The following is a 22,330-nucleotide window of genomic DNA, read 5'->3' on the forward strand; positions in this document are numbered from 1 at the left end:
GTGTGCTGCGCCACCACTTCCGGCCATAGGTTCTGCGCCATGGCCATCGATCCTCGCAACCCGGACCCCGGCTATCTCGCCTTCTGGCAGGAGCGCCATCTGTGCACCCTCACCACGCCGCGCCCGGACGGCACCCCGCATGTCGTCCCGGTCGGGGTCACCTACGACCCCGAGGCCGGGCTCGCCCGCGTCATCGCCAGCGGCCACAGCCGCAAGGTCGCCCATGTCCGGGCGGCGGGCGACGGCGGGGCGCGGGTCGCCGTCTGTCAGCTGGCGGGCAGACGGTGGGCCACCCTGGAGGGGCTCGCGGTGGTCCGCGACGAGCCCGAGCTGATCGCGGACGCGGAGGCCCGCTACACCGAGCGCTACCAGCGCACCCCGCGCCCCAACCCCCACCGGGTCCTGATCGAGATCACCGTCACCCGCGCCATGGGCCGGACGTAGGCCGCGCTCCGCGCCGTACACACCCGGGTCCGGCACCCGGCCGCTCAGCCGCTCACGGCGGCACACCCTCAGTCCTCGGCCTGCGCCTGCTCCGCCCTCGCGTAGATCTCGGCCATCCCACCGGCGAAGTCGTACACCACGACCTGCTCATCGCCGACCACCCACGCGTCGTGCCCCGGCGGGCAGACGAAGACGTCCCCCGGCCCCACCTCGGTCTCCGCACCGTCCGCCATCCGCAGCCGCATCCGCCCCTTGGCCACGAACCCCGTGTGGTGGACCTCGCACAGATACGTCCCGGCGATCGGCCGCACCGACTCCTTCCAGCGCCAGCCCGGATCGAAGACGCCCACGGCGAAATCCAGCCCCGTCAGATGCACGGTGTCGAGGTGGCCCCCGGGAAAGTCACGCCGCTCATCGGGCTTCTCGATCGTCTTGACTTCCAACATGGCGGTACCTCCTGCCGTACCTCCATGGTGCCCCTCGCACGCCCGGCCGTCGCGCCCGTCGACTACGCCCGGCGCGGGCCCGTGATCTCCTCGCCGATCACGCATCCCTTCGCGGGCCCCTCGGACCGAGCCAGTCACCCCTCCGTCGTAGCGGCGCGGGCAACGCCCCCCACCAGACATACGGAGGCCCGGTGCCGAAGATCGGTCACCGGGCCGCTCGTTCAGCTCTCAGCGAGGCTGGTCCCGCTGCCCGGCTGAGGGGCGCCAGTGGAGGGTCCAGTGGCCGGAGTGGCCGGGTGGGAGGGCCAAGTCGCGGCGGACGGCCGCGTAGTAGGCCTCGCGCGCGGTGCGCTGGCGGGCGAGCAGCGCGGACCAGGCTTCCCGGGTATGGTCCGGCTCCCGCAGGAACTGCTCCATCTCGACCACCGCGACCACCCAGGCCCGCGCCCGCTCCACCACCTCGGGGGTGCCCAGCATCAGCAGCGCCTCCCCCGCCGGATCCCGGGCGTCGGTTGCCGCGGCCAGGCCGGTCGACGCCTCCTCGGGGGACAGCGGATGCGGATGCGGATCGACCCCCAGATGGGAGGCGATCCGGTAAGCCAGGGTGACGCTGCGCTTCAGCGCCGTCGCGTAGTCGGCGTAAACCGTCAGCCGGCGTTCCTCCCAGCGTGCTCGCTGTTCGCGGCGGAAGCGGGCCTGATCGCCCTTGGTGATCGCCAGATAGGAGCCGAGGGCACCGATGATCACGCCGACTAGGGCGGGCAGTTGCTGTATGAACGCGGACATGGCGGCACGGTATAGCGATAGGGGCACCAGAGCGGAGGGCGGCGATGGACCAGGACGCGGGTGGCATCCTGCAAGGCTTTGCTCACGCACGGAAACGGTTCCGGGGGGCTGGTCACGCTCGGCTGCTCAGCCGAGTCGTACGTGCACACGGACGCGCACACCGCCATGTTCAAGGCCCGGTGACCGAAACTCGGTCACCGGGCCACTCGATCGCATGAACAGAGGTGCTACTCCGAGCGCTTGGGTCGCCAGACGACCAGCGCGCTGGTCTGCTGGACGTCCTGGTAGCGGACCAGGTCGCGGCGGTAGGAGGCGTGGACCTGGGCCTCGCGCTGCTGCATGGCCGCCGCGGCACCCTCGACCGCGGACTGGAGTTCGGACACACGGGCCTGGAGGGCCGCGACCTGGTTCTCCAGTTCGATGATGCGCTTGATCCCGGCGAGGTTGATGCCCTCGTCCTGGGACAGCTGCTGCACCTGACGGAGCAGCTCGATGTCACGCGCGGAGTACCGCCGGCCGCGGCCGGCGGTGCGGTCGGGGGAGACCAGGCCGAGGCGGTCGTACTGACGCAGGGTCTGCGGATGCAGACCGGAGAGCTGAGCGGCGACCGAGATGACGTACACCGGCGACTCGTCGGTCAGTTCGTAGGGATTGCGGGGCCGGCCCGCGCCCCTGCCTCCGATTCCTCCTCGGCCGTGCGCCTCCATTGGGGTCACGCTCCCTTCGCGGCCTTGAACAGCTCCGCCCGCGGGTCCTCGCCCGCGGTCGCCTCGCGATACGACTCCAGCGCCTCGCGCGCCGAGTCGCTGAGGTCCTTCGGCACCGTGACCTCGACGGTGACCAGCAGATCGCCCCGGGTGCCGTCCTTGCGCACCGCGCCCTTGCCGCGGGCACGCATCGTCCGGCCGCCCGGCGTACCGGCCGGCAGCTTCAGGGTGACCGGCGGGCCGCCCAGCGTGGGCACCTTGATCTCGCCGCCGAGCGCCGCCTCCGGGAGGGAGACGGGCACGGTGACGGTCAGGTTGTCTCCCTTGCGGCCGAAGACCGGATGCGCGTCCACATGGACGATGACGTAGAGGTCACCGGCCGGACCGCCGGTCTCGCCCGGGGCGCCCTTGCCGCGCAGCCGGATCCGCTGGCCGTCGCTGACGCCCGCGGGGATCCGGACCTGCATGGTGCGGGCGGAACGGGCTCGTCCGCTGCCCTTGCAGGTGTCGCACGGGTTCTGCGCGATCAGCCCGCGGCCCCGGCACTCCACGCACGGGTCGGTGAGCGAGAAGCCGCCCCCGCCGCCGCGGCTGACCTGTCCGGTGCCGACGCAGGTCGGGCAGACCCTGGGGGTGCCGTTCTTGTCGCCGGTGCCGGAACACTCCTTGCACGGGGCCTGGCTGGACATCCGCAAGGGGACCGTGGCCCCCTCCACCGCCTCGGTGAAGCTCAGCGTCACCTCGGACTCGATGTCCTGACCGCGCCTCGGCTGGGTGCGGGCGCCGCCGCCGCGGTTGAAGAGGCCGCCGAAGACGTCCCCCAGACCGCCGCCGAAGCCGCCCGCGCCGCCACCACCGCCGCCCTGGCCGCCGCCGAAGAGGTCGCCCAGGTCGAAGTTGAAGCTGCCGGTGCCGCCCGGACCGCCGGGACCGGGGCGGAAGCCGCCGTTCCCGAACAGCGAGCGGGCCTCGTCGTACTCCTTGCGCCGCTTGGGATCACCGAGGATGTCATTGGCCTCGGAGATCTCCTTGAAGCGCTCCTCCGCCTTGGCATCACCCTTGTTGGCGTCCGGATGGAACTCGCGCGCGAGCTTCCGGTACGCCTTCTTGATCTCCGCCTCGGTCGCGTCCTTGGGGACGCCGAGGACCTTGTAGTAGTCCTTCTCGACGAAGTCCTTGGTGCTCATCCCCGACGTCCCTCCTCTCCTGCGGTATCCGTCGTCACCGTCGCGTCAGCCCTCGTCCGGGCCACCGCTCTCCTCTTCCGCGGCCGGTCCCTCGCCCTCGCCACCCTTGGCGGGGGTGGCGCCCGGCTGGGGCTCGGCGACCGCGACCCGAGCCGGTCGGATCGTTCGCTCGCCGATTCGATACCCCGGCTGAAGAATCTGCACGCACGTCGTCTCGGTGACATCGGGCGCGTACGAGTGCATCAAGGCCTCGTGCACCAGCGGGTCGAAGGGCTCGCCCTCCTTGCCGAACTGCTGGAGGCCCAGCTTCGCCGCCACCGTCTCCACCGATTCGCCGACGGACTTGAAGCCACCGACGAGCTCGCCGTGCTCACGGGCGCGGCCGATGTCGTCGAGCACGGGCAGCAGCTCGGTCAGGAGGTTCGCCACGGCGATCTCCTTGACCGAAACCCGGTCCCGCTCGACCCGGCGCCGGTAGTTCTGGTACTCGGCCTGGAGCCGCTGGAGGTCGGCCGTCCGCTCGTTGAGCGCGGTTCGGACCTGATCCAGCTGCGCCTGAAGGGCCACCTGCTCGAGGTCCCCTGCGGGGGCCGGACCCGCCTTGTCGGCGGACCCGGCGCCCTTCGCCGCGTCGTCAGGGGTCTGCGCGGCTTCGGAGGGGACGTCGGGCTGCTCCTCGAAGCCCGGGGTCTCCTCCGTCACGCGGCACCACCCTGACCCTTGTCGGCCTTCTCGTCGTCGACGATCTCGGCGTCCACCACGTCGTCCTCGGCCTTGGCCTGGCCCTCGGCGCCCGGCTCACCGGCGGCGGCACCGGCGGCCGCGCCCTCGCCCTGCGCGTACATGGCCTGGCCCAGCTTCTGGCTGACCGCGGCGACCTTCTCGGTAGCGGTGCGGATCTCGGCCGTGTCGTCGCCCTCGAGCTTCGCCTTGAGCTCGGTGAGCGCCTCCTCGACCTCGGTCTTGACGTCGCCGGGGACCTTGTCCTCGTTGTCCTTCAGGAACTTGTCCGTCTGGTAGACGAGCTGCTCGGCCTGGTTGCGGGTCTCGGCGGCCTCGCGGCGCTTGTGGTCCTCCTCCGCGTACTGCTCGGCCTCGCGCATCATGCGGTCGATGTCGTCCTTCGGCAGCGCGGAGCCACCGGTGACGGTCATCTTCTGCTCCTTGCCGGTGCCCAGGTCCTTCGCGCCGACGTGCATGATGCCGTTGGCGTCGATGTCGAAGGTGACCTCGATCTGCGGCACCCCGCGCGGGGCCGGCGGCAGACCGGTCAGCTCGAACATCCCGAGCTTCTTGTTGTACGCCGCGATCTCGCGCTCGCCCTGGTAGACCTGGATCTGCACGGACGGCTGGTTGTCCTCGGCCGTGGTGAAGATCTCCGAGCGCTTGGTCGGGATCGTGGTGTTGCGCTCGATCAGCTTGGTCATGATGCCGCCCTTGGTCTCGATACCGAGGGACAGCGGGGTGACGTCCAGCAGCAGGACGTCCTTGACCTCACCCTTGAGCACACCGGCCTGGAGGGACGCGCCGATGGCGACGACCTCGTCCGGGTTCACACCCTTGTTGGCCTCCTTGCCGCCGGTCAGCTCCTTGACGAGCTCGGCGACGGCGGGCATCCGGGTGGAGCCGCCGACCAGGACCACGTGGTCGATCTCGGACAGCGAGATGCCCGCGTCCTTGATCACGTTGTGGAACGGGGTCTTGCAGCGCTCCAGCAGGTCGGAGGTGAGCTGCTGGAACTGGGCGCGGGTGAGCTTCTCGTCCAGGTGCAGCGGGCCCTCGGCCGAGGCCGTGATGTAGGGCAGGTTGATCGTGGTCTCGGACGAGCTGGAGAGCTCGATCTTCGCCTTCTCGGCGGCCTCGCGGAGGCGCTGGAGCGCCATCTTGTCCTTGGACAGGTCCACGCCGTGGCCGTTGTTGAACTGCTTGACCAGGTAGTCGACGACGCGCTGGTCCCAGTCGTCACCACCGAGGTGGTTGTCACCGTTGGTGGCCTTGACCTCGACCACGCCGTCACCGATCTCCAGCAGCGAGACGTCGAAGGTGCCGCCGCCGAGGTCGAAGACCAGGATGGTCTGGTCGTCCTTCTCCAGGCCGTAGGCGAGCGCGGCGGCGGTAGGCTCGTTGACGATACGCAGGACGTTGAGGCCCGCGATCTCACCGGCTTCCTTGGTCGCCTGGCGCTCGGCGTCGTTGAAGTACGCCGGGACGGTGATGACCGCGTCCGTGACCTTCTCGCCCAGGTACGACTCCGCATCCCGCTTGAGCTTCTGCAGGATGAAGGCGCTCATCTGCTGGGGGTTGAAGTCCTTGCCGTCAAGGTTGATCTTCCAACCGGTGCCCATGTGGCGCTTGACCGAGCGAACGGTCCGGTCCACGTTGGTCACCGCCTGGCGCTTGGCCACCTCACCGACCAACACCTCGCCGTTCTTCGCGAACGCGACGACGGACGGCGTGGTCCTGGCGCCCTCGGCGTTGGTGATGACGGTGGGCTCACCGCCTTCGAGAACACTGACGACGGAGTTCGTCGTACCCAGGTCGATGCCGACCGCACGAGCCATTTCGCAATCCTCCAGCTACCGCTTCGAGTACAGCATTGAGTGGAACAGGCTCAAGCGTGCATGACCGGCTCCACCCTGTCAACAGAGCTGAGTCGGCCCGACTCAACTTTTATATGACCCTTATGACCAAGGAGGCACAACGCCCGCCGCACAAGCCCCAACGCACCCCAGGGGAGGGGACCCTGAGCGACGCAGATCACCGGCCGGTCGACTACATGAGGTCGCTCTCCGGCGGGTAATGTCGGTCAAGACGAATTAAGTTACTGCTTAGTAATCATCGCTCTCGCTGGTTCGAGGAGCCCCACCATGCAACTCGCCGCGATCATCGTGTCGCTGGTCCTCATTGCGGTCGGCGTCGCCCTGCTCGGTCGCGCCGTCGTGCAGTTCGTACGTTTCTTCATGCTCGGCGCGCCGATCCCAGCGGGCCTGAGGACCGACAATCCGTGGCAGCGGAGTGTGACGGTGGTCCGGGAGTTCGTCGGGCATACCCGGATGAACAAGTGGGGCATCGTCGGCGTCGCCCACTGGCTCGTCGCGGTCGGCTTCCTCACCCTGCTCCTCACCATCGCCAACGCCTTCGGCCAGCTCTTCCAGGCCGACTGGCTGCTGCCGATCATCGGTGACTGGCTGCCGTGGGAGCTGCTGGTCGAGGTGATGGGGCTGGGGACGACCGTGGGCATCCTCACCCTCATCGTCATCCGCCTGCTGAACCTGCCGTCCCGCGCGGGACGCAAATCCCGCTTCGCGGGTTCGACCGCCTGGCAGGCGTACTTCGTCGAGTACGTCATCCTCATCGTCGGCGTCTGCATCGTGACGCTGCGCGGCCTCGAGGGCGCCCTGCACCACGTGGACAGCTACGAGGTGGGGTATCTGTTCTCGTACCCGCTGGTCGTGGCCTTCAAGGGGCTGAGCCTGACCACGCTCCAGAACCTCACCTACTTCGTCGCGATGGTCAAGATCGCCACCTCGTTCATCTGGATGATCACCGTCTCGCTGAACATCGACATGAGCATCGCCTGGCACCGCTTCCTCGCCTTCCCCAACATCTGGTTCAAGCGGAACGCGAAGGGCGAGGTCGCCCTCGGCGCGCTGCTGCCGATGACCAGCGAGGGCAAGCCGATCGACTTCGAGGACCCGGGCGAGGACGACCAGTTCGGCGTCTCCCAGATCGAGCACTTCTCCTGGAAGGGCCTCCTCGACTTCTCCACCTGCACCGAGTGCGGCCGCTGCCAGTCGCAGTGCCCGGCCTGGAACACCGGCAAGCCGCTCTCCCCCAAGCTGCTGATCATGGCGCTGCGCGACCACTCGCACGCCAAGGCCCCGTATCTGCTCGCGGGCGGCGGCAAGACCATGGAGGGCGAGGAGAAGGCCACCGAGGAGCAGCTGAAGGACGTACCCGCGGCCGCCCTCGCGGAGGCCGAGCGCCCGCTGATCGGGACGCTGGAGGAGAACGGCGTCATCGACCCCGATGTGCTGTGGTCCTGCACCACCTGCGGCGCCTGCGTCGAGCAGTGCCCGGTGGACATCGAGCACGTCGACCACATCGTGGACATGCGCCGCTACCAGGTGATGATCGAGTCCAGCTTCCCCAGCGAGGCGGGCACGATGCTCAAGAACCTGGAGAAGAAGGGCAACCCCTGGGGTCTGGCCAAGAAGCAGCGGCTGGCATGGACCAAGGAAGTCGACTTCGAGGTGCCGGTCGTCGGCAAGGACATCGAGGACCTCACCGAGGTCGACTACCTCTACTGGGTCGGCTGCGCCGGTGCCCTGGAGGACCGCGCCAAGAAGACCACCAAGGCCTTCGCGGAGCTGCTGCACATCGCGGGCGTCAAGTTCGCGATCATGGGCGGCGACGAGGCGTGCACCGGTGACTCGGCCCGCCGCCTGGGCAACGAGTTCCTGTTCCAGCAGCTCGGCCAGCAGAACGTCGAGATGCTGAACATGGCCTTCGGCGAAGATGCTGAGGAAGGCGTGGTCGTCGAGAAGTCCAAGAAGAAGATCGTCGCGACCTGCCCGCACTGCTTCAACACCATCGCCAATGAATACCCGCAGCTGGGCGGCGACTTCGAGGTCATCCACCACACCCAGCTGCTCCAGCACCTCATCGACGAGGGCAAGCTGATCCCGGTCACCCCGGTCGAGGGTCTGATCACCTATCACGACCCCTGCTACCTGGGCCGTCACAACAAGGTCTACACCCCGCCGCGCGAGATCATCGCCAAGGTGCCGGGGCTCCGCAACGAGGAGATGCACCGCCACAAGGAGCGCGGCTTCTGCTGTGGCGCGGGCGGCGCCCGGATGTGGATGGAGGAGCGGATCGGCAAGCGCATCAACAACGAGCGGGTGGACGAGGCGCTGTCGCTCAACCCCGACATCGTCTCCACCGCCTGCCCGTTCTGCCTGGTGATGCTGACGGACTCGGTCAACGGCAAGAAGAACGAGGGCAAGGCGAACGAGGCGCTCCAGGTCGTGGATGTCTCGCAGCTGCTGCTCGACTCGGTGAAGACGCCCGCCGACCCCGAGGGCGACGGCGAGTCGGCCGAGGAGCCGGAGCCCGAGCCGGTGAAGTAGGGCCCGCGGCACCCGGGTTCAACGGATACGGGGCCCGTTCGCGCGATGCGCGGACGGGCCCCGTGGTCGTACCGAGGTCGTACGGGGTCGTCAGTACCGTTTGCCGTTCTTCTGCTGGGGCAGCGCCAGCTCGGCCCAGATGACCTTGCCGTCCGCGGTGTACCGGGTGCCCCAGCGGTCCGCGAACTGCGAGACCAGGAACAGCCCGCGGCCGCCCTCGTCCGTCGTGGCCGCGTACCGCAGATGCGGTGAGGTGCTGCTGGTGTCCGAGACCTCACAGATCAGACTGCGGTCGCACAGCAGCCGCACCCGGATCGGCCCGGTGGCGTAGCGGATCGCGTTGGTGATCAGCTCGCTGAGGATCAGCTCGGTGGTGAACGCGACGTCCCCCAGATCCCATTCGGCCAGCTTGCGGGCCACCGACGCCCGTACCTCGGCGACATGCGCCGGGTCGGAGGGCACCTCGCAGTCGGCGATCCGGCCCGGCTCCAGCACCCGGGTACGCGCCACGATCAGCGCGATGTCATCGCTGGGGCGGTCGGGAAGCAGCGCGTCCAGCACCGCCGTACAGGACTCCTCCGGGGTTCGGCCGGGCTGGGAGAGGGCATCGCTCAGCAGCTCCAGGCCGATGTCGATGTCCCGGTCGCGCTTCTCGATCAACCCGTCCGTGTAGAGCACCAGATGACTGCCCTCCGGCAGCTCGAGCTCCGTGGTCTCGAACGGCAGCCCGCCCAGGCCCAGCGGCGGTCCCGCGGGCAGTTCCGGGAACTCCACCGAACCGTCCGGGCTCACCACGGCGGGCGGCGGATGGCCCGCGCGCGCCATGGTGCAGCGCCGGGTCACCGGGTCGTAGATCGCGTACAGACAGGTGGCACCAGTGATCACTTCGGCCCCGGCATCGGCGCTCTCCGCGCCTCCACCGCGCTCGTCCTGGTCGATCCGGGCGATCAGATCGTCCAGATGGGAAAGGATCTCGTCCGGCGGCAGATCCAGCGTGGAGAAGTTGTGCACCGCCGTCCGCAGCCGGCCCATCGTCGCCGCCGCATGCAGACCATGCCCCACCACATCGCCCACCACCAGCGCCACCCGCGCACCCGGCAGCGGAATCACATCGAACCAGTCACCCCCCACCCCCGACTCCGCCGGCAGATAGCGGTACGCCACGTCCAGGGCGTCCTGCTCGGGCAGCACCCGGGGCAGCAGACTGCGCTGGAGCGTGACCGCCATGGTGTGCTCGCGGGTGTAGCGGCGGGCGTTGTCGATGCTGACGGCGGCGCGGGTGACCAGCTCCTCGGCGAGGGAGACATCGTCCTCCTCGAACGGCTCGGGCTTCTCCGAGCGCATGAAGCTGGCCACACCGAGCACCACGCCCCGGGCCCGCAGCGGGACCGTGATCATCGAGTGGATGCCGTAGTCGACGATCCGCTGGGCGTGCTCGGGATCCTGCTCCTGCCACCCTCCGAAGTCGCTCAGCACCGCCTCGACCGTCACCGCTCCGGTGCGGAATCCCCTGGCCTGGGGAGCGCTCGGGCCGAACTGGATCAGCATGCCGACGGGGAAGAGCGGCACGTCGTCAGTGATGCCGCTGAGGGCCGCACGGCGCAGCGCGGTGGGCCGCCCGGCGGCGTTGGCCTGCACCGCGCCCGCCGGGGCGGGCTGATGGGGCAGGACCACACCCTGGATCACGCCGGTGCCCTGGGTGGTGCCCGCGCCGTGGGCGCCGGGGATCGTGCCCGCGCTCAGGATCGTTCCGGCACCCCGGATCGTTCCGTCACCGGGGATCGTTCGGCCGCCCGGGACGGGCAGCCCCAGAGCCACGCCCGTGCCGGTGCTCGTGCCCATGCTCGTGCCGGTGTCGCTCTCCTGCGGCTCCTCGCCCCGCAGCACCGAGTCAGCCAGGTCCACCGAGACATAGTCGGCGAACCGCGCGACCGCGTACTCCGCGAGCTCCTGTGCGGTGCGCACCACATCCAGGGTGGTGCCGATGGACACGCCCGCGTCGTACAGCAGCTTCAGCCGCTTGCGCGCGAGGTCGACCTTGCCGGACAGGGCGCGCAGCTCGGTGGTGTCCCGCAGGGTCGCGACGCTGCCGGGCGGGCCGCCGTTGCGGTCCGTCGGGCGGTGGCTGACGGACAGCAGTCGCTCACCGGCGGTGTGCACCTCGTCGGTGGCCGGGCGGCCGGAGGTCAGCAGCGCGGCCGTGTGCGGATCGAAGCCGAGCTCGGCGACCGGACGTCCCTCGGCGTCCGGCGGCAGGTCGAACAGCCGCCGCGCCTCGTCGTTGGCGAGCACCAGACGGCCGTCGCCGCCGACGATCAGCACACCTTCCCGCACCGCGTGCAGCACCGCGTCGTGGTGCTCGTACATCCGCGTCATCTCGGCCGGGTCCAGCCCATGGGTCTGGCGCCGCAGCCGCCTGCTGACCAGCGCCGTACCGGCCGTGGCCAGGGCGAGCGCGGCCGCGGCGGCGCCGAAGAGCAGGGGCAGCTGATGATCGGCCGCACCGCTGACCTTCTTGATCGTGATCCCGGCCGAGACCAGGCCGACGACCTTCCCGCGGTTGTCGAAGACGGGCACCACGGACCGTACGGAGAGGCCGAGGGTGCCGGTGAAGGTCTCGGTGAGGCTCCGGCCCTCCACCGCGGGCCCGATGCTGCCCATGAAGTGCTTCCCGATCCGGTTCGGATTGGGGTGGGTGTAGCGGATGCCGTCCGGCGACATGGCGACGATGAAGTCGACCCCGGAGCCCTTACGGGCCCGCTCGGCGAGCGGCTGGAGCTCGGCGGTCGGGTCGGGGCCGCGCATCGCGGCGGCGATGCCCGGGGCGCTGGCGAAGCTCTCGGCGACGGCCATCGAGCGGTTGCGCGCCTCACGCTCGCTGTCGTAGCGGGACTGGAGGACGAGCGCGACCACGGCGGCGACGACCAGCAGCAGCACAACCCCCACCTGGAGGACGAACACCTGGCCCGCGACCGTGCGCACAGCGCGCACCGGGCCGCGGCGGCGCCGTGGCCCTCCGGGGCCGCGCGGTCCCGCGGGAGCGGTCCCGCGCCCGCCTTCCGCCCACCACTCACCGGGATCCCGCGGACCCCTCGGACCCCGCGGATCCCAGGACCGGGAATCCCGCCGGTCCAGCTGATCCCGCTGCTTACGGCGCTCGGGCCGCTCACGCGCCGAGCGCGGCCCGTCACGCCGACCTCGTGGGCGCCAGTCGGTCATCGTGCGGGCCAACGGAACCCGTGATCGACCGAAAAGTCCGGCCATGTCGTTATTTCTAGCACCCTCGTCCCGCGGCGGGCGAGCGGCATCCGCCGCTGCCGACCGGCCACTCGCGTCCGACATCGCGACTTACACCCCGCCCGCGTCCTCCTTCACCGGTCTCGCCGCCTCACCGTTAACCCGCACTCCGTGCGATACGCACATGGCTGCCCCCGCTTGCCCGCTTCGAACATGTACCGATCCTGGCCGTGAAGTATCCCTTCTCACAACAACGTTGCGAATCTCTACAGGATCATGCCCCAACCACCCATTGGTAAATGTCCTGGACAGACCTTGTGCTCCAAAGGTCATCTTTACCGCCAAGCAGACGGAACAGTCCGTGATTCTCTGGTAAAGGCGCAAGTGCCACGTTCGTGGACGGTAGTTGACGGTTCCACCAGGTCTCGATCCAGGCGCGAACGGGGTCCGATGCGGATCCGATGCGGGTCCGATACGAGTCAGATCCAGGCGCGATCCAGGCCCGATCCCGGTGCGATCGATCGTCGATCAGCAGCCGATCGACGATCGATCGGCGCCTGGGGCAAAGGCCGTTCGCCGGGGGCAGCGGAAGCGCAGCGGCAGGTCAGCGGCGGCGGCGATGCCCCGCTCCGCCCGCCGATGACCACCGCCGCACGGATCGGCGCAGCCAGGCCCGCCCACCCCACCGCCCGGTCCCGCCCCGGCCGCGTCCGCCGGAATCCGGCCATGTTCGGCCGCGTCCCGGTGCGTTCACCTTCACGCCACCCGCACGGCACCCCCACACCCCCGGGCACAACCATCCGTACCCCCGGTGAGTCACACCGGGCGCCGAAGCGCCTGGCTCCGGCGCCCACACCTCTTGCGCCTGTCATATATCTGCCAATTTCCGCCCTCCCCTCTCGGCCAGTCCTCTCCCCGTCCTCTCCTCGGCCCCTCATCGCCCCTCATCCGCCGACCTCCGGGAGCTCCCGTGCGTATACGGAACGTCGCCATCGCCACCGCTGTCACAGCCGTCGCGATCGGGACCATCGGCGTCCCGGTGGTCCACGCCGCCCTCACCGACGACAAGCGGCCCGTGGCGAGCCCGTCCCCGCAGCGGCCCACCAGCGCCACGCTGCGCGACGACTTCAACGGCGACGGCTACGCGGACCTCGTCACCGCGACCCCCAAGGCCCCCGTCGGCGGCAAGGCGAACGCGGGCCAGGTCGTGGTGGTCTACGGCTCGGCGAACGGCGTCTCCCCCTCCCGCTCCACCACGATCACCCAGGGCGCGGGCAACGTCCCCGGCACCGCCGAGGCCGACGACGCCTTCGGCGCCCAGGTCACCAGTGGCGATCTGGACGGCGACGGCTACGACGACCTCGTGGTCGCCGCGACGGGCGAGAAGGCGGACGACGGCAGCGACCGCACCGGCTCCGTCACGGTGGTCTGGGGCGGCGCACGCGGCCTCACAGGCGGCGGCACCGCCGTACCCACCCAGGAGTCGCCCGGCGGGCATCCCTTCGGCACGGACGTCGCCATGGCCGACCTCGACGGCGACGAGGGCGAGAACCTCGTCGTGCTCGGCGGCGACGGCATGTGGACCTACGCCGACGGCTTCACCCGCACCCACCCCTCCGCCGCCTCGCTCGTCACCGACGGCTTCGCGGAGGAGCCCGCGGGCCTGGCCACCGGTGACTTCACCGGCTCGGGCAGCAACGGCATCGTCGTCTACGGCGTCCAGGACGCGGACGAGACCAACGGCGCCTGGGCGGCCGTCTACACCGGCGGTCCGGGCGGCATCGCCTATCAGCGCGAGCTCACCGACGGCGTCTCGGCCGTCCCGCAGACGGCCGGGGTCGGCGACCTCGACAAGGACGGCTTCGCCGACCTGGTCACCGGCTCGGGCACCACCTGCTGCGAGGACTCCGTGGACGACCCGTCCGCCTCCGCCGGCCTGATCACCGTGTACTACGGCAACGAGGACGGCCTCGGCACCGGCCGCCGCCGTGCGCTCTTCCACCAGGACACCCCGGGTGTGCCCGGGGTGAACGAGTGGGTGGACCACTTCGGCACCTCCGTCTCCGTCGGCGACGCGACCGGCGACGGCTACGCGGACGTGGCCGTCGGCGTCCCCGGCGAGGCGGTCGGCGGCCAGGCCGCCACCGGTTCCGTCGTCCTCCTCAAGGGCAGCGCGAAGGGCCTGACCGGCACCGGCGCCCAGGCCCTCCACCAGGACACGGCGGGCGTCCCGGGCGTCGGCGAGAAGCAGGACCACTTCGGCTCCGCCGTCCGCCTCGCCGACGTCAACGGCGACGGCCGCACCGACCTGGCCGCGAGCGCCAAGGGCGAGGACTTCACCGCGGGCGCCACGGCGGACGGCGCGGCCTGGGTCCTCCGCGGCTCCGCCTCGGGCCTCACGACCGAGGCCGCGACCTCTTTCAGCGCCCCGAAGTTCGCCTTCACGTACCGGGACAAGGAGTTCGCGTCGGTCCTGAACCACTGAGACCGACGGCGCGCCCGTGAGGCGGGACCCGCCCGTAACCCCCCACACCCGCCCCGCACACCCGTGCGGCCCTGCCACACGGGCGCCCACCCGGCACCCCCGGATGGCTCTCGCCCGGCATCACCCTCGTAACGAAGTGACCCATGCCATAGCACAGGCCGCCCCCGATGGGTTGAGGTGGCTCGATGACGCCTGCGCCGCCCCCCACCGCACCACCGCCCGGACGCGTCCCGGGCTCCCCGTACCGCACCACCGCCGGAGCCGCCTGCGCGGCGGCGCTCGCGCTGCTGCTGACCGCGTGCGGGCTCGGCGGTGACAGCAAGGACTCACCGGACCGCTCCGACGCCGCCTCCGGGGCCGTCATCACCCCCACCGCGTCCGCCCCCGCCCCCCACGGCAAGGGCAGCCGGCTGCCGGACGACCTCAACGGCGACGGCTATCCGGACCTCCAACTCCCCGTCCCCTCCCGCAAGGAGGGGCTGCCGACCCGCACCGGCTTCGTCTACGGCTCCGCCAAGGGGCTGAACCCCGCCACCCGCACCGTCCTCCGGCGCCAGGACCTCGGTCTGCCCGCCGCCGACGTCACCGTCGCGGGCGCGAGCGAGGTGACCACGGCCGACCTCGACGACGACGGCTTCGCCGATGTCACCACCACGGCGGGCGAGCGGCTCAGCAAGCGCGAGGCCGAGCGCACCCACGCCACCGTCCGTACCGTCCCCTACATCTCCTGGGGCTCTGCGGGCGGTCCGCGGAAGACCCGGGCCGCCGCCCGCGTGCAGCTGACCGGCCCCGAGGACAGCGTGGACACCCAGCGCCCGACGGTGGGCGACTTCGACGGCGACGGCCACCACGACCTGGCGCTGATCCGCGCCGACCGCCGTTCGCTGCTGGTGATGTACGGGCCGTTCAACAGGGCGGGCAAGGCCGCCAGGAGCGTGCCGTACGCCAGCCCCCTGGACGAGCACGGCGACCACGGCGAGATCGGCGATCTCATCGCCGACACGATCGACGGCGACCGGCCCACCGACCTGGTGGTGCACGCGCTCAACGACGAGGAGCAGTCCGGCTCGACGCTCATGGCCGCGGGCTCCGACGGCCTCCGGCCCACCGGCCGCACGCTGCGCAAGGGCAACTCCGTGGCCTTCGGCGACTTCGACGGGGACGGCAAGCGGGACGTCGCGGTCGGCGACAGCGGAAGCCGCAACGACGAGCCCGGCTACGAGACCGAGCGGCCGGACGTCGGCGAGACGGTCAGCGTCTATCCGCACGCGTCGAGCCGGGCCGGGGACGCCGGGGACCACACCCCGCGCCCGATCAAGGTGCCGAAGATGTCCGGCGTCCTGGCCGCGGCCGACACCGATGGCGACCACACCGACGAGCTGGCCGTCTCGCTCGGCGCGGGCGGCGTCGAGCTGCTGACCCTCCGCCCCGGCTCCCCGGACAGGGTCGCCGACCGCCGCACCCTGACCCGTGCCGTCCCGGCCCGGGTGGACGGCAAGAAGGTCCGCAAGGGCGAGCGCGCGGCCCGGCTCTATCGGGTCGCCGACTTCGACCACGACGGGAAGGACGAGGTGGTCCTCGCCTGGGGCCGCGGACTCACCTTCTCGCGGTACGGCGAGCACCCCGAGCGCTGGTGGATCACGGACGGCCGGAAGGATGTGACGGCGTTCACCAGCGCCCCGTACGCGGACGACAACTGACGGCTGACGCCCGAGCCCTCGAGTGGGGTGAACTCCACTGTCCGCAGGGGGGACAGCCCCTCCGGGTCCCCCTAAGGGATGTCACAGGTCGGCCGCAATGCCCCGCCTGTCCCACCGCTCCGGCACTGCGATCCCTACGACCGGGTACGTTCGAATGGTGGCTGGATTCAGGATCGGACGCGGACGGGACTCCCACTCCGCGCGACAAGGGCAGCAGCAGCGACCGCAGCAGCAGCCGTACGGGCAGCAGGACCCGTACGGCCAGCAGCCGCCGCAGTGGCAGCAGCCCTCTTCACAGGGAGAGCCGGAGTACTTCGGCGGCGACCAGGACCCGTACTACGGCCCCGGACACGGACCGGGCCAGGACCCCAGAGGCTACGGCCCGGGGCCGGGCCAGGACCCGTACGGCCCCGGGCACGGCTCCGGCCCCGGCGGGTACTCCGACAACAACGCAGGCCATACGCAGGCGTTCAGCATCGGCGAGGCGCCCGACGCCTACGACCCGTACGACGACGGATACGCCAACACCTACCGCGCCGGCTCCTCCACCGCACCGCCCGCAGGCCCCCGTCTGCACTGGAAGCAGCTGCTGAGCGGCATCGTGCTGCGCCCGGCGGCCACTTTCTGGCAGATGCGGGACTACACGGTCTGGGGCCCCGCCCTGGTCGTGACCTTCGTCTACGGCATGCTGGCGGTGTTCGGCTTCGGTCAGGCCCGCGAGGACGTCCTCAACGCCCCGATGTCCAACAGCATCCCGTGGGTGCTGTGCACCGGCGTCGCGATGGTGCTCAGCGGTCTGGTGCTGGGGGCGGTCACGCATACGCTCGCCCGGCAGCTGGGCGGCGACGGGACGTGGGCGCCCACGATCGGCCTGTCGATGCTGATCATGTCGCTCACGGACGCACCGCGGCTGCTGTTCGCGCTCTTCCTGGGCGGTGACAGCTCGCTGGTGCAGGTGCTGGGCTGGGCGACCTGGCTGGCGGCGGGCGCGCTCTTCACCTCGATGGTGAGCAAGTCGCACGACCTGCCGTGGCCCAAGGCGCTGGGCGCGTCGGCGATCCAGCTGATCGCGCTGCTGAGCCTGTTGAAGCTGGGCACGCTGTAACCGGCTGCGACAACACGAGAGGGGCCCGCGTCAGCGGGCCCCACGACACAGCGTCCTCGCGCCTGTCCGCTCAGGCGTCACTCAGGCGTCGAGCACCTGTCCCGCACGCCGTACGACGGGCGGCTCGACACTCCACGGGAAGTTGATCCACTCGTCGGTGCGCTTCCAGACGTACTCGCACTTCACCAGCGACTGCGACTTCTCGTAGATCACCGCGCTGCGCACCTCGGCGACCGTGCCGAGGCAGAAGTCGCGCACCAGCTTCAGCGTCTTGCCGGTGTCCGCGACATCGTCCGCGATCAGCACCTTCTTGTCGGAGAAGTCGATCACGTTGGGGACCGGGGCGAGCATGACCGGCATCTCGAGGGTGGTCCCGACACCGGTGTAGAACTCCACGTTGACCAGGTGGATGTTCTTGCAGTCCAGCGCGTACGCGAGCCCGCCCGCGACAAAGACCCCGCCGCGGGCTATCGAGAGCACGATGTCCGGCTCGTAGCCGTCGTCCGCGATCGTCTGCGCCAGCTCGCGGACGGCGACGCCGAACCGCTCGTAGCTCAGGTTCTCCCGCTGCTCGCTCCCGCTCACGCCTTCGCCCACCCCGGTCACACCTCCGTCCGATGGAAGTTCTGGAACGACCGCGAGGGCGTCGGTCCGCGCTGCCCCTGGTAGCGGGAGCCGTAGCGCGCCGAGCCGTAGGGGTGCTCGGCGGGAGAGGTCAGCCGGAACATACACAGCTGCCCGATCTTCATCCCCGGCCATAGCTTGATCGGCAACGTTGCGACATTCGACAGCTCGAGCGTCACATGCCCGGAGAACCCCGGGTCGATGAATCCGGCCGTCGAGTGCGTCAGCAGCCCCAGCCGCCCCAGACTCGATTTTCCCTCCAGCCGGGAGGCGATGTCATCCGGAAGGCTGACCACCTCGTAGGTCGACGCCAGCACGAACTCCCCGGGGTGCAGGATGAACGCGTCGTCGCCCTCGGGCTCCACCAGCCGCGTCAGATCGGACTGCTCCACCGCCGGGTCGATATGGGGGTAGCGGTGGTTCTCGAACACCCGGAAGAACCGGTCCAGCCTGACGTCAATACTCGAGGGCTGCACCATCGTCGGGTCATACGGATCGATCCGGACCCGCCCGGCGTCGATCTCGCTCCGGATGTCCTTGTCTGAGAGAAGCACCCCATGAGGATACGCAAACGGAGTGACCCCTACGGACCGGCCCTACGGCACGGGCCCCACGGCAACGGGCCCGGCCCCACCGGACCGGGCCCTCACCCCTGACCTCATCGGTTACCGCTATCGGTCACCGCTTCTGATGCCCCACGGGCACCGCATGCCGCAGCCGCGCACAGCGCGGACACCGCAGCAGCCGCCCGGGGCCGATCCGGTCGACGGTGAGGTGCTGCATCGGGAACGAGGCGGTACTGAACACGTGCCCTTCAGCACAACGGACGACGGTGCGCTCCATTGAGTCCCTTCCCCAAGAACGTGGACGACGTGGACGACAAAAGCCACATTAGGGGATCAACCGCACACCACTCCACGCGGCACTCCGCACCCCCACGGTACGCCCCAACTCCCGCACCCCAACAACCGCTTCCCCCCGACCGACCCACCCCGAACAGCAAGAAGACCCCACGACAAATGCGCCGGGGGTCAGCCATGAGGTACAGTGAGCGACGATGCGGCGCCAAGCCAATCGGGCGCCCTCGCGGGTGTAGTTTAATGGTAGAACATGAGCTTCCCAAGCTCAGAGCGCGGGTTCGATTCCCGTCACCCGCTCCAGACAGAAGCCCCAGGCCAGCGGCCCGGGGCTTTGTTGTTCCCGGGGGGGCACCTGGATGCGCCATCGCGGTGTGTCGCTCGGGACCGGCTTCGATCATCCGTTATCGCAGAACGATCGGGACGTGCCAGGCGTTGTGTGGCGGACGGGACACGGGCGTAGGCTCGGGCCCAGCGTCCGCACCAACGGCCAGGCCATGACAACCGCGCGCAGACCGCCGCCCAGGAGACGTTCCGATGACCGAGCAGCCCACCGCCCCGGACGGGCCGGTGATTCCGATGCCGGCCCTGACCCCGGCCGCACTCCGTGCGGCGGTCGCCGACATCGCCCCGGCCCAGCTGCCGTCCTTTGCTGAGCATCTCGACCGTGCCGTCGAACAGGCCGCCGCTCAGAGCACCATCGCCCCGCTGCGCGCTTTCCTCCAGTGGTGGGGCGAGTTCGTGGCCATCCAGCGCTACCCCTCTCGCGCCGCGCGCCTGCGCGAGCTGGAGGCTGTGGCGGAAGGGGCCACCGACCGGGACACCGTTCGCACCGCACTCGCCGAGATCCGACAGATCACCGACCGGGCCCACGCCGAGATCACCACGTGAGCGACCGCTGGGCATGGGAGTACGACCCCGACGCCGACCATGTGGTGGGCGGCCTCCCACACGATGTCGTAGCCGAGGTGGAGCGCCTGGCCGGTCAACTCGCCGTCCTGGGGCGCGATGCGGCTGACGTCGGACGTGGAAAGCCGCACGGCGGAGGGCTCAGAACACAGGACATGTTCGGCGGGCGTGGCTTCTTCATGTTCCTGGCGCTCGAACGACTCCAGCTCGTGGTGATCACACGCGTCACCTGGCTCGGCTGACCGGCGAGCCCATGCGTGCGCGGAATGCGGCCGGTGGCACCGCGGCTTGCCCTTAGGGCTGGAGTGTCCGCACCATCACCGCGTACGTCGGTGAGTCGTTGAAAGGTTGACGCTCGCCGACCTTCTCGTACGCCCAGGACTCGTACAGCCCTTGCACCTTGGGATGCTCGCGGTCGACCAGCAGGACCGCGAGTTCCTCCGGCCGGCCGTCGATGAGGCTGTCGTGGAGCCGCCGCGCGAAACCGCCCTCACGCCACCTCGGCTGGACGAGCAGCTCCGAGAGACCGAAGGTGCGACCCCGCGGTGCGGGCTCCAGATGTCCCTGCCACCACTCCCGCCCGGCCACCAGCGGTGCACCGTAGGCGAACCCGACCGGCTCACCCTCGTCGTAGCCGACCACGCACACGAAGCCATCCAGCCCGGACCAGTGGTCCACGAACCACGCGAACCGCTTACGGCTGTCGAAGGCGAGCTCACTGTCCGCGTAGGCGTCGGCGGGAACGTCGATGAGGAGCTGCCGCAGATCGGCCGCGCCCTCACGGCCGTGGAAGCGGAGCTCGATGTCGGAATCCTGTGTGTTCCGGCTCATCGCGACACCAGCCCGAGCAGTTCCAGAGCCTGCTCCCAGCGGAAGTTCTCGCGGCCACCGCCGGCCTTCGGGCGGTGCGCCTCGTACTCGCCGATCAGCACACCCATCCCACGCAATCGCTCCAGGCTCTGCTGATAGGCGGGATGTGCCGCCTGGGCGGCGTTCAGGTAGGGAAGGACAACGGTCGGGACGCCGAGCCCGTACGCCTCGTTGAGGATCCCCAGGGCCAGGGTGTCCGAGATCCCCGCGGCCCACTTGTTGATCGTGTTGAAGGTGGCCGGGGCGACCGCGATGGCATCCGGCGGTGGAAGCGGCCGCGGAGCGCCGGGGGAACGCCAAGCGGAACGGATCGGATAGCCGGTCTGCGCCTCGACGGCCGGTGCGTCGATGAACCCCAGCCCCTGCGGGGTGGCGATCACCCCGACGTCCCACTCCTGTTTCTGGGCCAGGGTGATCAACTTCCCGACGTCGTCGGCGATTCCGGCGGCACACACGACGACGTACAGAAACGGCCTCTTCCACTCGCTCACGCAGGGACTCCCAGTTGTCTGCTGAAGTGGTGAAGCTCGGGCAGGGCTCGACGGCGGTCGCGGGCAGCCATGTCGGCGACCAGTTCGCGTACGGCCGGACGCCGGATGTCCTGGGCGGCGCAGCTCTCGGCGATCCGCACCGCCCGGTAGCCGTCGGCGAGCCTGCCCTGCTGACTGTACGCACGGGCGGCTTCGACCCACAGAGCGGAGCGACGTTCAGGGACGGGGATCCGCCGGCCCATCAGCGGCTGGGCCGTCTCCAGTGCGACCCCGGTGTCGCCGAGGGCGACAGCAGCGCTGACGGCGTGCAGCTGGACATTGGTGGGGCTGAAGTTGGCCCAGGCGTCGGGCCGGTCGAGTGCCACATGGCGGGCGACCTCGCTCGCCTCCCCGAGGAACTCCTGCGTGGCCGCCCGGTCTCCCGCCCCGCTCGCAGCCGTGACCCCGCGCAGCAGCATCAGTCCGAGGGCCGCCAGGTAGCGCGGGGACCGACGATCGTAGGCGCCGGTCATCTGGTCGGCGGTGTGGCGTACGAGGGCGATGGCATGGGAGCTGTGCTTACCCCGGGCGAGAGCATGTGCTTGTACGCGGACGCTGGAGGCGAGGACCACGGGGTCGCCGCTACGCTCCCCCTCCGCCATCGCCCGTCCGACCGCCATCCAGGCGCTTCCGCCGTCGCCGAGCTTGAGCAGCAGGCCGGTCAAGGTCTGGTAGGCGGTGGCGAGCAGTCCGGTGACGGTGCCCGCCGGGGCGGAGTCGGCCGCCCTCGCCGCCTGCCGCAGATCGTCGATGAGCGGAGGCAGGATCCGCCCCAACTCAGCGTAGTCGCAGGTGCAGAACAGGCGTCGTGCGGTGGACACCCGAGCGCTCAGCTGTGGCAGGCTCGGCACGTGGTCCGAGGGTGCAGAAGGCAACCCGGGGAGCAGGGCACGTACGAGTTCTCGGTGATGCTGAGCGGGTGGTGCGGAGGGCGCCGCCAGGGAGGCGGCGCTCCCAGCGAGGAAGGTCCGGCGGCGCATGTCCTCTGCCTCATGGTCTGCGGTAGGGGGAGTCGTGGGTGGGGCGAGGCCGAGGTGATGGAGCGGGACGGCCAATTCCGCGGCCACCGCACGCAGTACGCGGGTGTCCTCGGTGCCGTGTCCGTTCTCTAATCGGCTCAGCTTGGACTGGTGATAGCCCAGCGAGGCGGCAACGTCGGCTTGGGAGCGCTGTTGGAGTACGCGTGCTCGGCGGATGACCTCGCCGAGAGGTCTCCCCTGGTCCTGCCCATCGGCCATCGCTGTCACGGCCCTTTCTGCCGCCACCGATACTGCCTGTCCAACCGAGCGTAGAGGAGCCTGGATTCGCCCA

Annotated in this window: 20 protein-coding genes and 1 tRNA gene; 8 read left to right on the top strand and 13 right to left on the bottom strand. The window is 70.2% G+C overall.

What is annotated here, in order from left to right:
• Positions 1–39 precede the first annotated feature (39 nt).
• Positions 40–444, top strand: a complete 405-nt coding sequence (locus JK363_RS05150; RefSeq protein WP_201871887.1) for a pyridoxamine 5'-phosphate oxidase family protein — start codon at positions 40–42, stop codon at positions 442–444.
• 68 nt (positions 445–512) lie between these two features.
• On the opposite strand, the gene JK363_RS05155 is transcribed toward JK363_RS05150, so the two are convergent.
• The 6 genes from JK363_RS05155 to dnaK all read right to left on the bottom strand — a co-directional run bounded on the left by JK363_RS05155 (position 513) and on the right by dnaK (position 6,131).
• Entirely contained in the window at positions 513–890 is a 378-nt protein-coding gene (locus JK363_RS05155; RefSeq protein ID WP_201871889.1) for a cupin domain-containing protein, read from the bottom strand.
• A gap of 228 nt (positions 891–1,118) precedes the next feature.
• Positions 1,119–1,676, bottom strand: coding sequence for a hypothetical protein (locus JK363_RS05160; RefSeq protein WP_201871891.1), 558 nt, complete (start codon positions 1,674–1,676; stop codon positions 1,119–1,121).
• A gap of 227 nt (positions 1,677–1,903) precedes the next feature.
• Positions 1,904–2,383, bottom strand: coding sequence for a heat shock protein transcriptional repressor HspR (locus JK363_RS05165; RefSeq protein WP_201871892.1), 480 nt, complete (start codon positions 2,381–2,383; stop codon positions 1,904–1,906).
• 5 nt (positions 2,384–2,388) lie between these two features.
• Positions 2,389–3,570, bottom strand: coding sequence for a molecular chaperone DnaJ (dnaJ, locus tag JK363_RS05170; RefSeq protein WP_201871894.1), 1,182 nt, complete (start codon positions 3,568–3,570; stop codon positions 2,389–2,391).
• A 45-nt stretch (positions 3,571–3,615) separates the two neighbouring features.
• The gene (grpE, locus tag JK363_RS05175) at positions 3,616–4,272 is read right to left on the bottom strand and encodes a nucleotide exchange factor GrpE (protein ID WP_201871896.1); all 657 of its coding nucleotides are present in this window, start codon (positions 4,270–4,272) and stop codon (positions 3,616–3,618) included.
• Positions 4,269–6,131 (bottom strand): molecular chaperone DnaK, encoded by a 1,863-nt coding sequence (gene dnaK, locus JK363_RS05180; protein WP_201871898.1) that lies wholly within the window; start codon positions 6,129–6,131, stop codon positions 4,269–4,271. The genes grpE and dnaK overlap by 4 nt, the downstream gene beginning before the upstream one ends.
• Before the next feature lie 306 nt (positions 6,132–6,437).
• Between dnaK and JK363_RS05185 the strand changes: the two genes are divergently transcribed.
• Complete coding sequence (locus tag JK363_RS05185) at positions 6,438–8,702, top strand: (Fe-S)-binding protein (RefSeq protein ID WP_201871900.1); 2,265 nt, start codon at positions 6,438–6,440, stop codon at positions 8,700–8,702.
• Positions 8,703–8,792: 90 nt separating this feature from the next.
• Here JK363_RS05185 and JK363_RS42130 read toward each other — a convergent pair whose 3' ends face one another.
• Positions 8,793–11,684, bottom strand: a complete 2,892-nt coding sequence (locus JK363_RS42130; RefSeq protein ID WP_372444712.1) for a SpoIIE family protein phosphatase — start codon at positions 11,682–11,684, stop codon at positions 8,793–8,795.
• A 1,225-nt stretch (positions 11,685–12,909) separates the two neighbouring features.
• Between JK363_RS42130 and JK363_RS05200 the strand changes: the two genes are divergently transcribed.
• From JK363_RS05200 to JK363_RS05210, 3 genes are all read left to right on the top strand, one after another.
• Positions 12,910–14,424 carry an FG-GAP and VCBS repeat-containing protein gene (locus JK363_RS05200; RefSeq protein ID WP_307821617.1) on the top strand — a complete coding sequence of 505 codons (1,515 nt, stop codon included), beginning with the start codon at positions 12,910–12,912 and terminating at the stop codon, positions 14,422–14,424.
• Between the two features lie 185 nt (positions 14,425–14,609).
• Complete coding sequence (locus JK363_RS43695) at positions 14,610–16,124, top strand: FG-GAP repeat protein (protein WP_201871902.1); 1,515 nt, start codon at positions 14,610–14,612, stop codon at positions 16,122–16,124.
• Between the two features lie 154 nt (positions 16,125–16,278).
• The gene (locus JK363_RS05210) at positions 16,279–17,229 is read left to right on the top strand and encodes a Yip1 family protein (RefSeq protein ID WP_201871904.1); all 951 of its coding nucleotides are present in this window, start codon (positions 16,279–16,281) and stop codon (positions 17,227–17,229) included.
• A gap of 81 nt (positions 17,230–17,310) precedes the next feature.
• On the opposite strand, the gene JK363_RS05215 is transcribed toward JK363_RS05210, so the two are convergent.
• From JK363_RS05215 to JK363_RS43700, 3 genes are all read right to left on the bottom strand, one after another.
• Entirely contained in the window at positions 17,311–17,814 is a 504-nt protein-coding gene (locus JK363_RS05215; protein ID WP_201871906.1) for a phosphoribosyltransferase, read from the bottom strand.
• 17 nt (positions 17,815–17,831) lie between these two features.
• The gene (gene dcd / locus JK363_RS05220; protein WP_201871908.1) at positions 17,832–18,407 is read right to left on the bottom strand and encodes a dCTP deaminase; all 576 of its coding nucleotides are present in this window, start codon (positions 18,405–18,407) and stop codon (positions 17,832–17,834) included.
• A 124-nt stretch (positions 18,408–18,531) separates the two neighbouring features.
• On the bottom strand, positions 18,532–18,660 hold the full coding sequence (locus JK363_RS43700) for a hypothetical protein (protein WP_268981012.1): 129 nt from the start codon (positions 18,658–18,660) through the stop codon (positions 18,532–18,534).
• A gap of 279 nt (positions 18,661–18,939) precedes the next feature.
• Between JK363_RS43700 and JK363_RS05225 the strand changes: the two genes are divergently transcribed.
• From JK363_RS05225 to JK363_RS05235, 3 genes are all read left to right on the top strand, one after another.
• Positions 18,940–19,013, top strand: a tRNA-Gly gene (locus JK363_RS05225).
• A gap of 234 nt (positions 19,014–19,247) precedes the next feature.
• The gene (locus tag JK363_RS05230) at positions 19,248–19,601 is read left to right on the top strand and encodes a DUF6247 family protein (protein ID WP_201871910.1); all 354 of its coding nucleotides are present in this window, start codon (positions 19,248–19,250) and stop codon (positions 19,599–19,601) included.
• Entirely contained in the window at positions 19,598–19,861 is a 264-nt protein-coding gene (locus tag JK363_RS05235) for a hypothetical protein (protein ID WP_201871911.1), read from the top strand. Before JK363_RS05230 ends, JK363_RS05235 begins: the two co-directional genes overlap by 4 nt.
• 52 nt (positions 19,862–19,913) lie before the next feature.
• On the opposite strand, the gene JK363_RS05240 is transcribed toward JK363_RS05235, so the two are convergent.
• The 3 genes from JK363_RS05240 to JK363_RS05250 are packed head-to-tail and all read right to left on the bottom strand — an operon-like array spanning position 19,914 to position 22,257.
• Positions 19,914–20,450, bottom strand: coding sequence for a GNAT family N-acetyltransferase (locus JK363_RS05240; protein ID WP_201871913.1), 537 nt, complete (start codon positions 20,448–20,450; stop codon positions 19,914–19,916).
• Positions 20,447–20,980: a flavoprotein gene (locus tag JK363_RS05245; protein WP_201871914.1), complete on the bottom strand. Its 534-nt coding sequence runs from the start codon at positions 20,978–20,980 to the stop codon at positions 20,447–20,449. The genes JK363_RS05240 and JK363_RS05245 overlap by 4 nt, the downstream gene beginning before the upstream one ends.
• Positions 20,977–22,257 (bottom strand): helix-turn-helix domain-containing protein, encoded by a 1,281-nt coding sequence (locus JK363_RS05250; protein ID WP_201871915.1) that lies wholly within the window; start codon positions 22,255–22,257, stop codon positions 20,977–20,979. The genes JK363_RS05245 and JK363_RS05250 overlap by 4 nt, the downstream gene beginning before the upstream one ends.
• Between the last annotated feature and the right edge of the window lie 73 nt (positions 22,258–22,330).

The organism is Streptomyces coffeae, from assembly GCF_016741875.1.
GTDB classification, from domain to species: Bacteria; Actinomycetota; Actinomycetes; order Streptomycetales; family Streptomycetaceae; genus Streptomyces; species Streptomyces coffeae.

Excerpts from the sequence above, each read along its gene's own strand:
- JK363_RS05150 (WP_201871887.1), top strand. The coding sequence starts at position 40 with ATGGCCATCGATCCTCGCAACCCGGACCCCGGCTATCTCGCCTTCTGG.
- JK363_RS05155 (WP_201871889.1), bottom strand. The coding sequence starts at position 890 with ATGTTGGAAGTCAAGACGATCGAGAAGCCCGATGAGCGGCGTGACTTT.
- JK363_RS05160 (WP_201871891.1), bottom strand. The coding sequence starts at position 1,676 with ATGTCCGCGTTCATACAGCAACTGCCCGCCCTAGTCGGCGTGATCATC.
- JK363_RS05165 (WP_201871892.1), bottom strand. The coding sequence starts at position 2,383 with ATGGAGGCGCACGGCCGAGGAGGAATCGGAGGCAGGGGCGCGGGCCGG.
- dnaJ (WP_201871894.1), bottom strand. The coding sequence starts at position 3,570 with ATGAGCACCAAGGACTTCGTCGAGAAGGACTACTACAAGGTCCTCGGC.
- dnaK (WP_201871898.1), bottom strand. The coding sequence starts at position 6,131 with ATGGCTCGTGCGGTCGGCATCGACCTGGGTACGACGAACTCCGTCGTC.
- JK363_RS05185 (WP_201871900.1), top strand. The coding sequence starts at position 6,438 with ATGCAACTCGCCGCGATCATCGTGTCGCTGGTCCTCATTGCGGTCGGC.
- JK363_RS43695 (WP_201871902.1), top strand. The coding sequence starts at position 14,610 with ATGACGCCTGCGCCGCCCCCCACCGCACCACCGCCCGGACGCGTCCCG.
- JK363_RS05210 (WP_201871904.1), top strand. The coding sequence starts at position 16,279 with ATGGTGGCTGGATTCAGGATCGGACGCGGACGGGACTCCCACTCCGCG.
- JK363_RS05230 (WP_201871910.1), top strand. The coding sequence starts at position 19,248 with ATGACCGAGCAGCCCACCGCCCCGGACGGGCCGGTGATTCCGATGCCG.
- JK363_RS05240 (WP_201871913.1), bottom strand. The coding sequence starts at position 20,450 with ATGAGCCGGAACACACAGGATTCCGACATCGAGCTCCGCTTCCACGGC.
- JK363_RS05250 (WP_201871915.1), bottom strand. The coding sequence starts at position 22,257 with ATGGCCGATGGGCAGGACCAGGGGAGACCTCTCGGCGAGGTCATCCGC.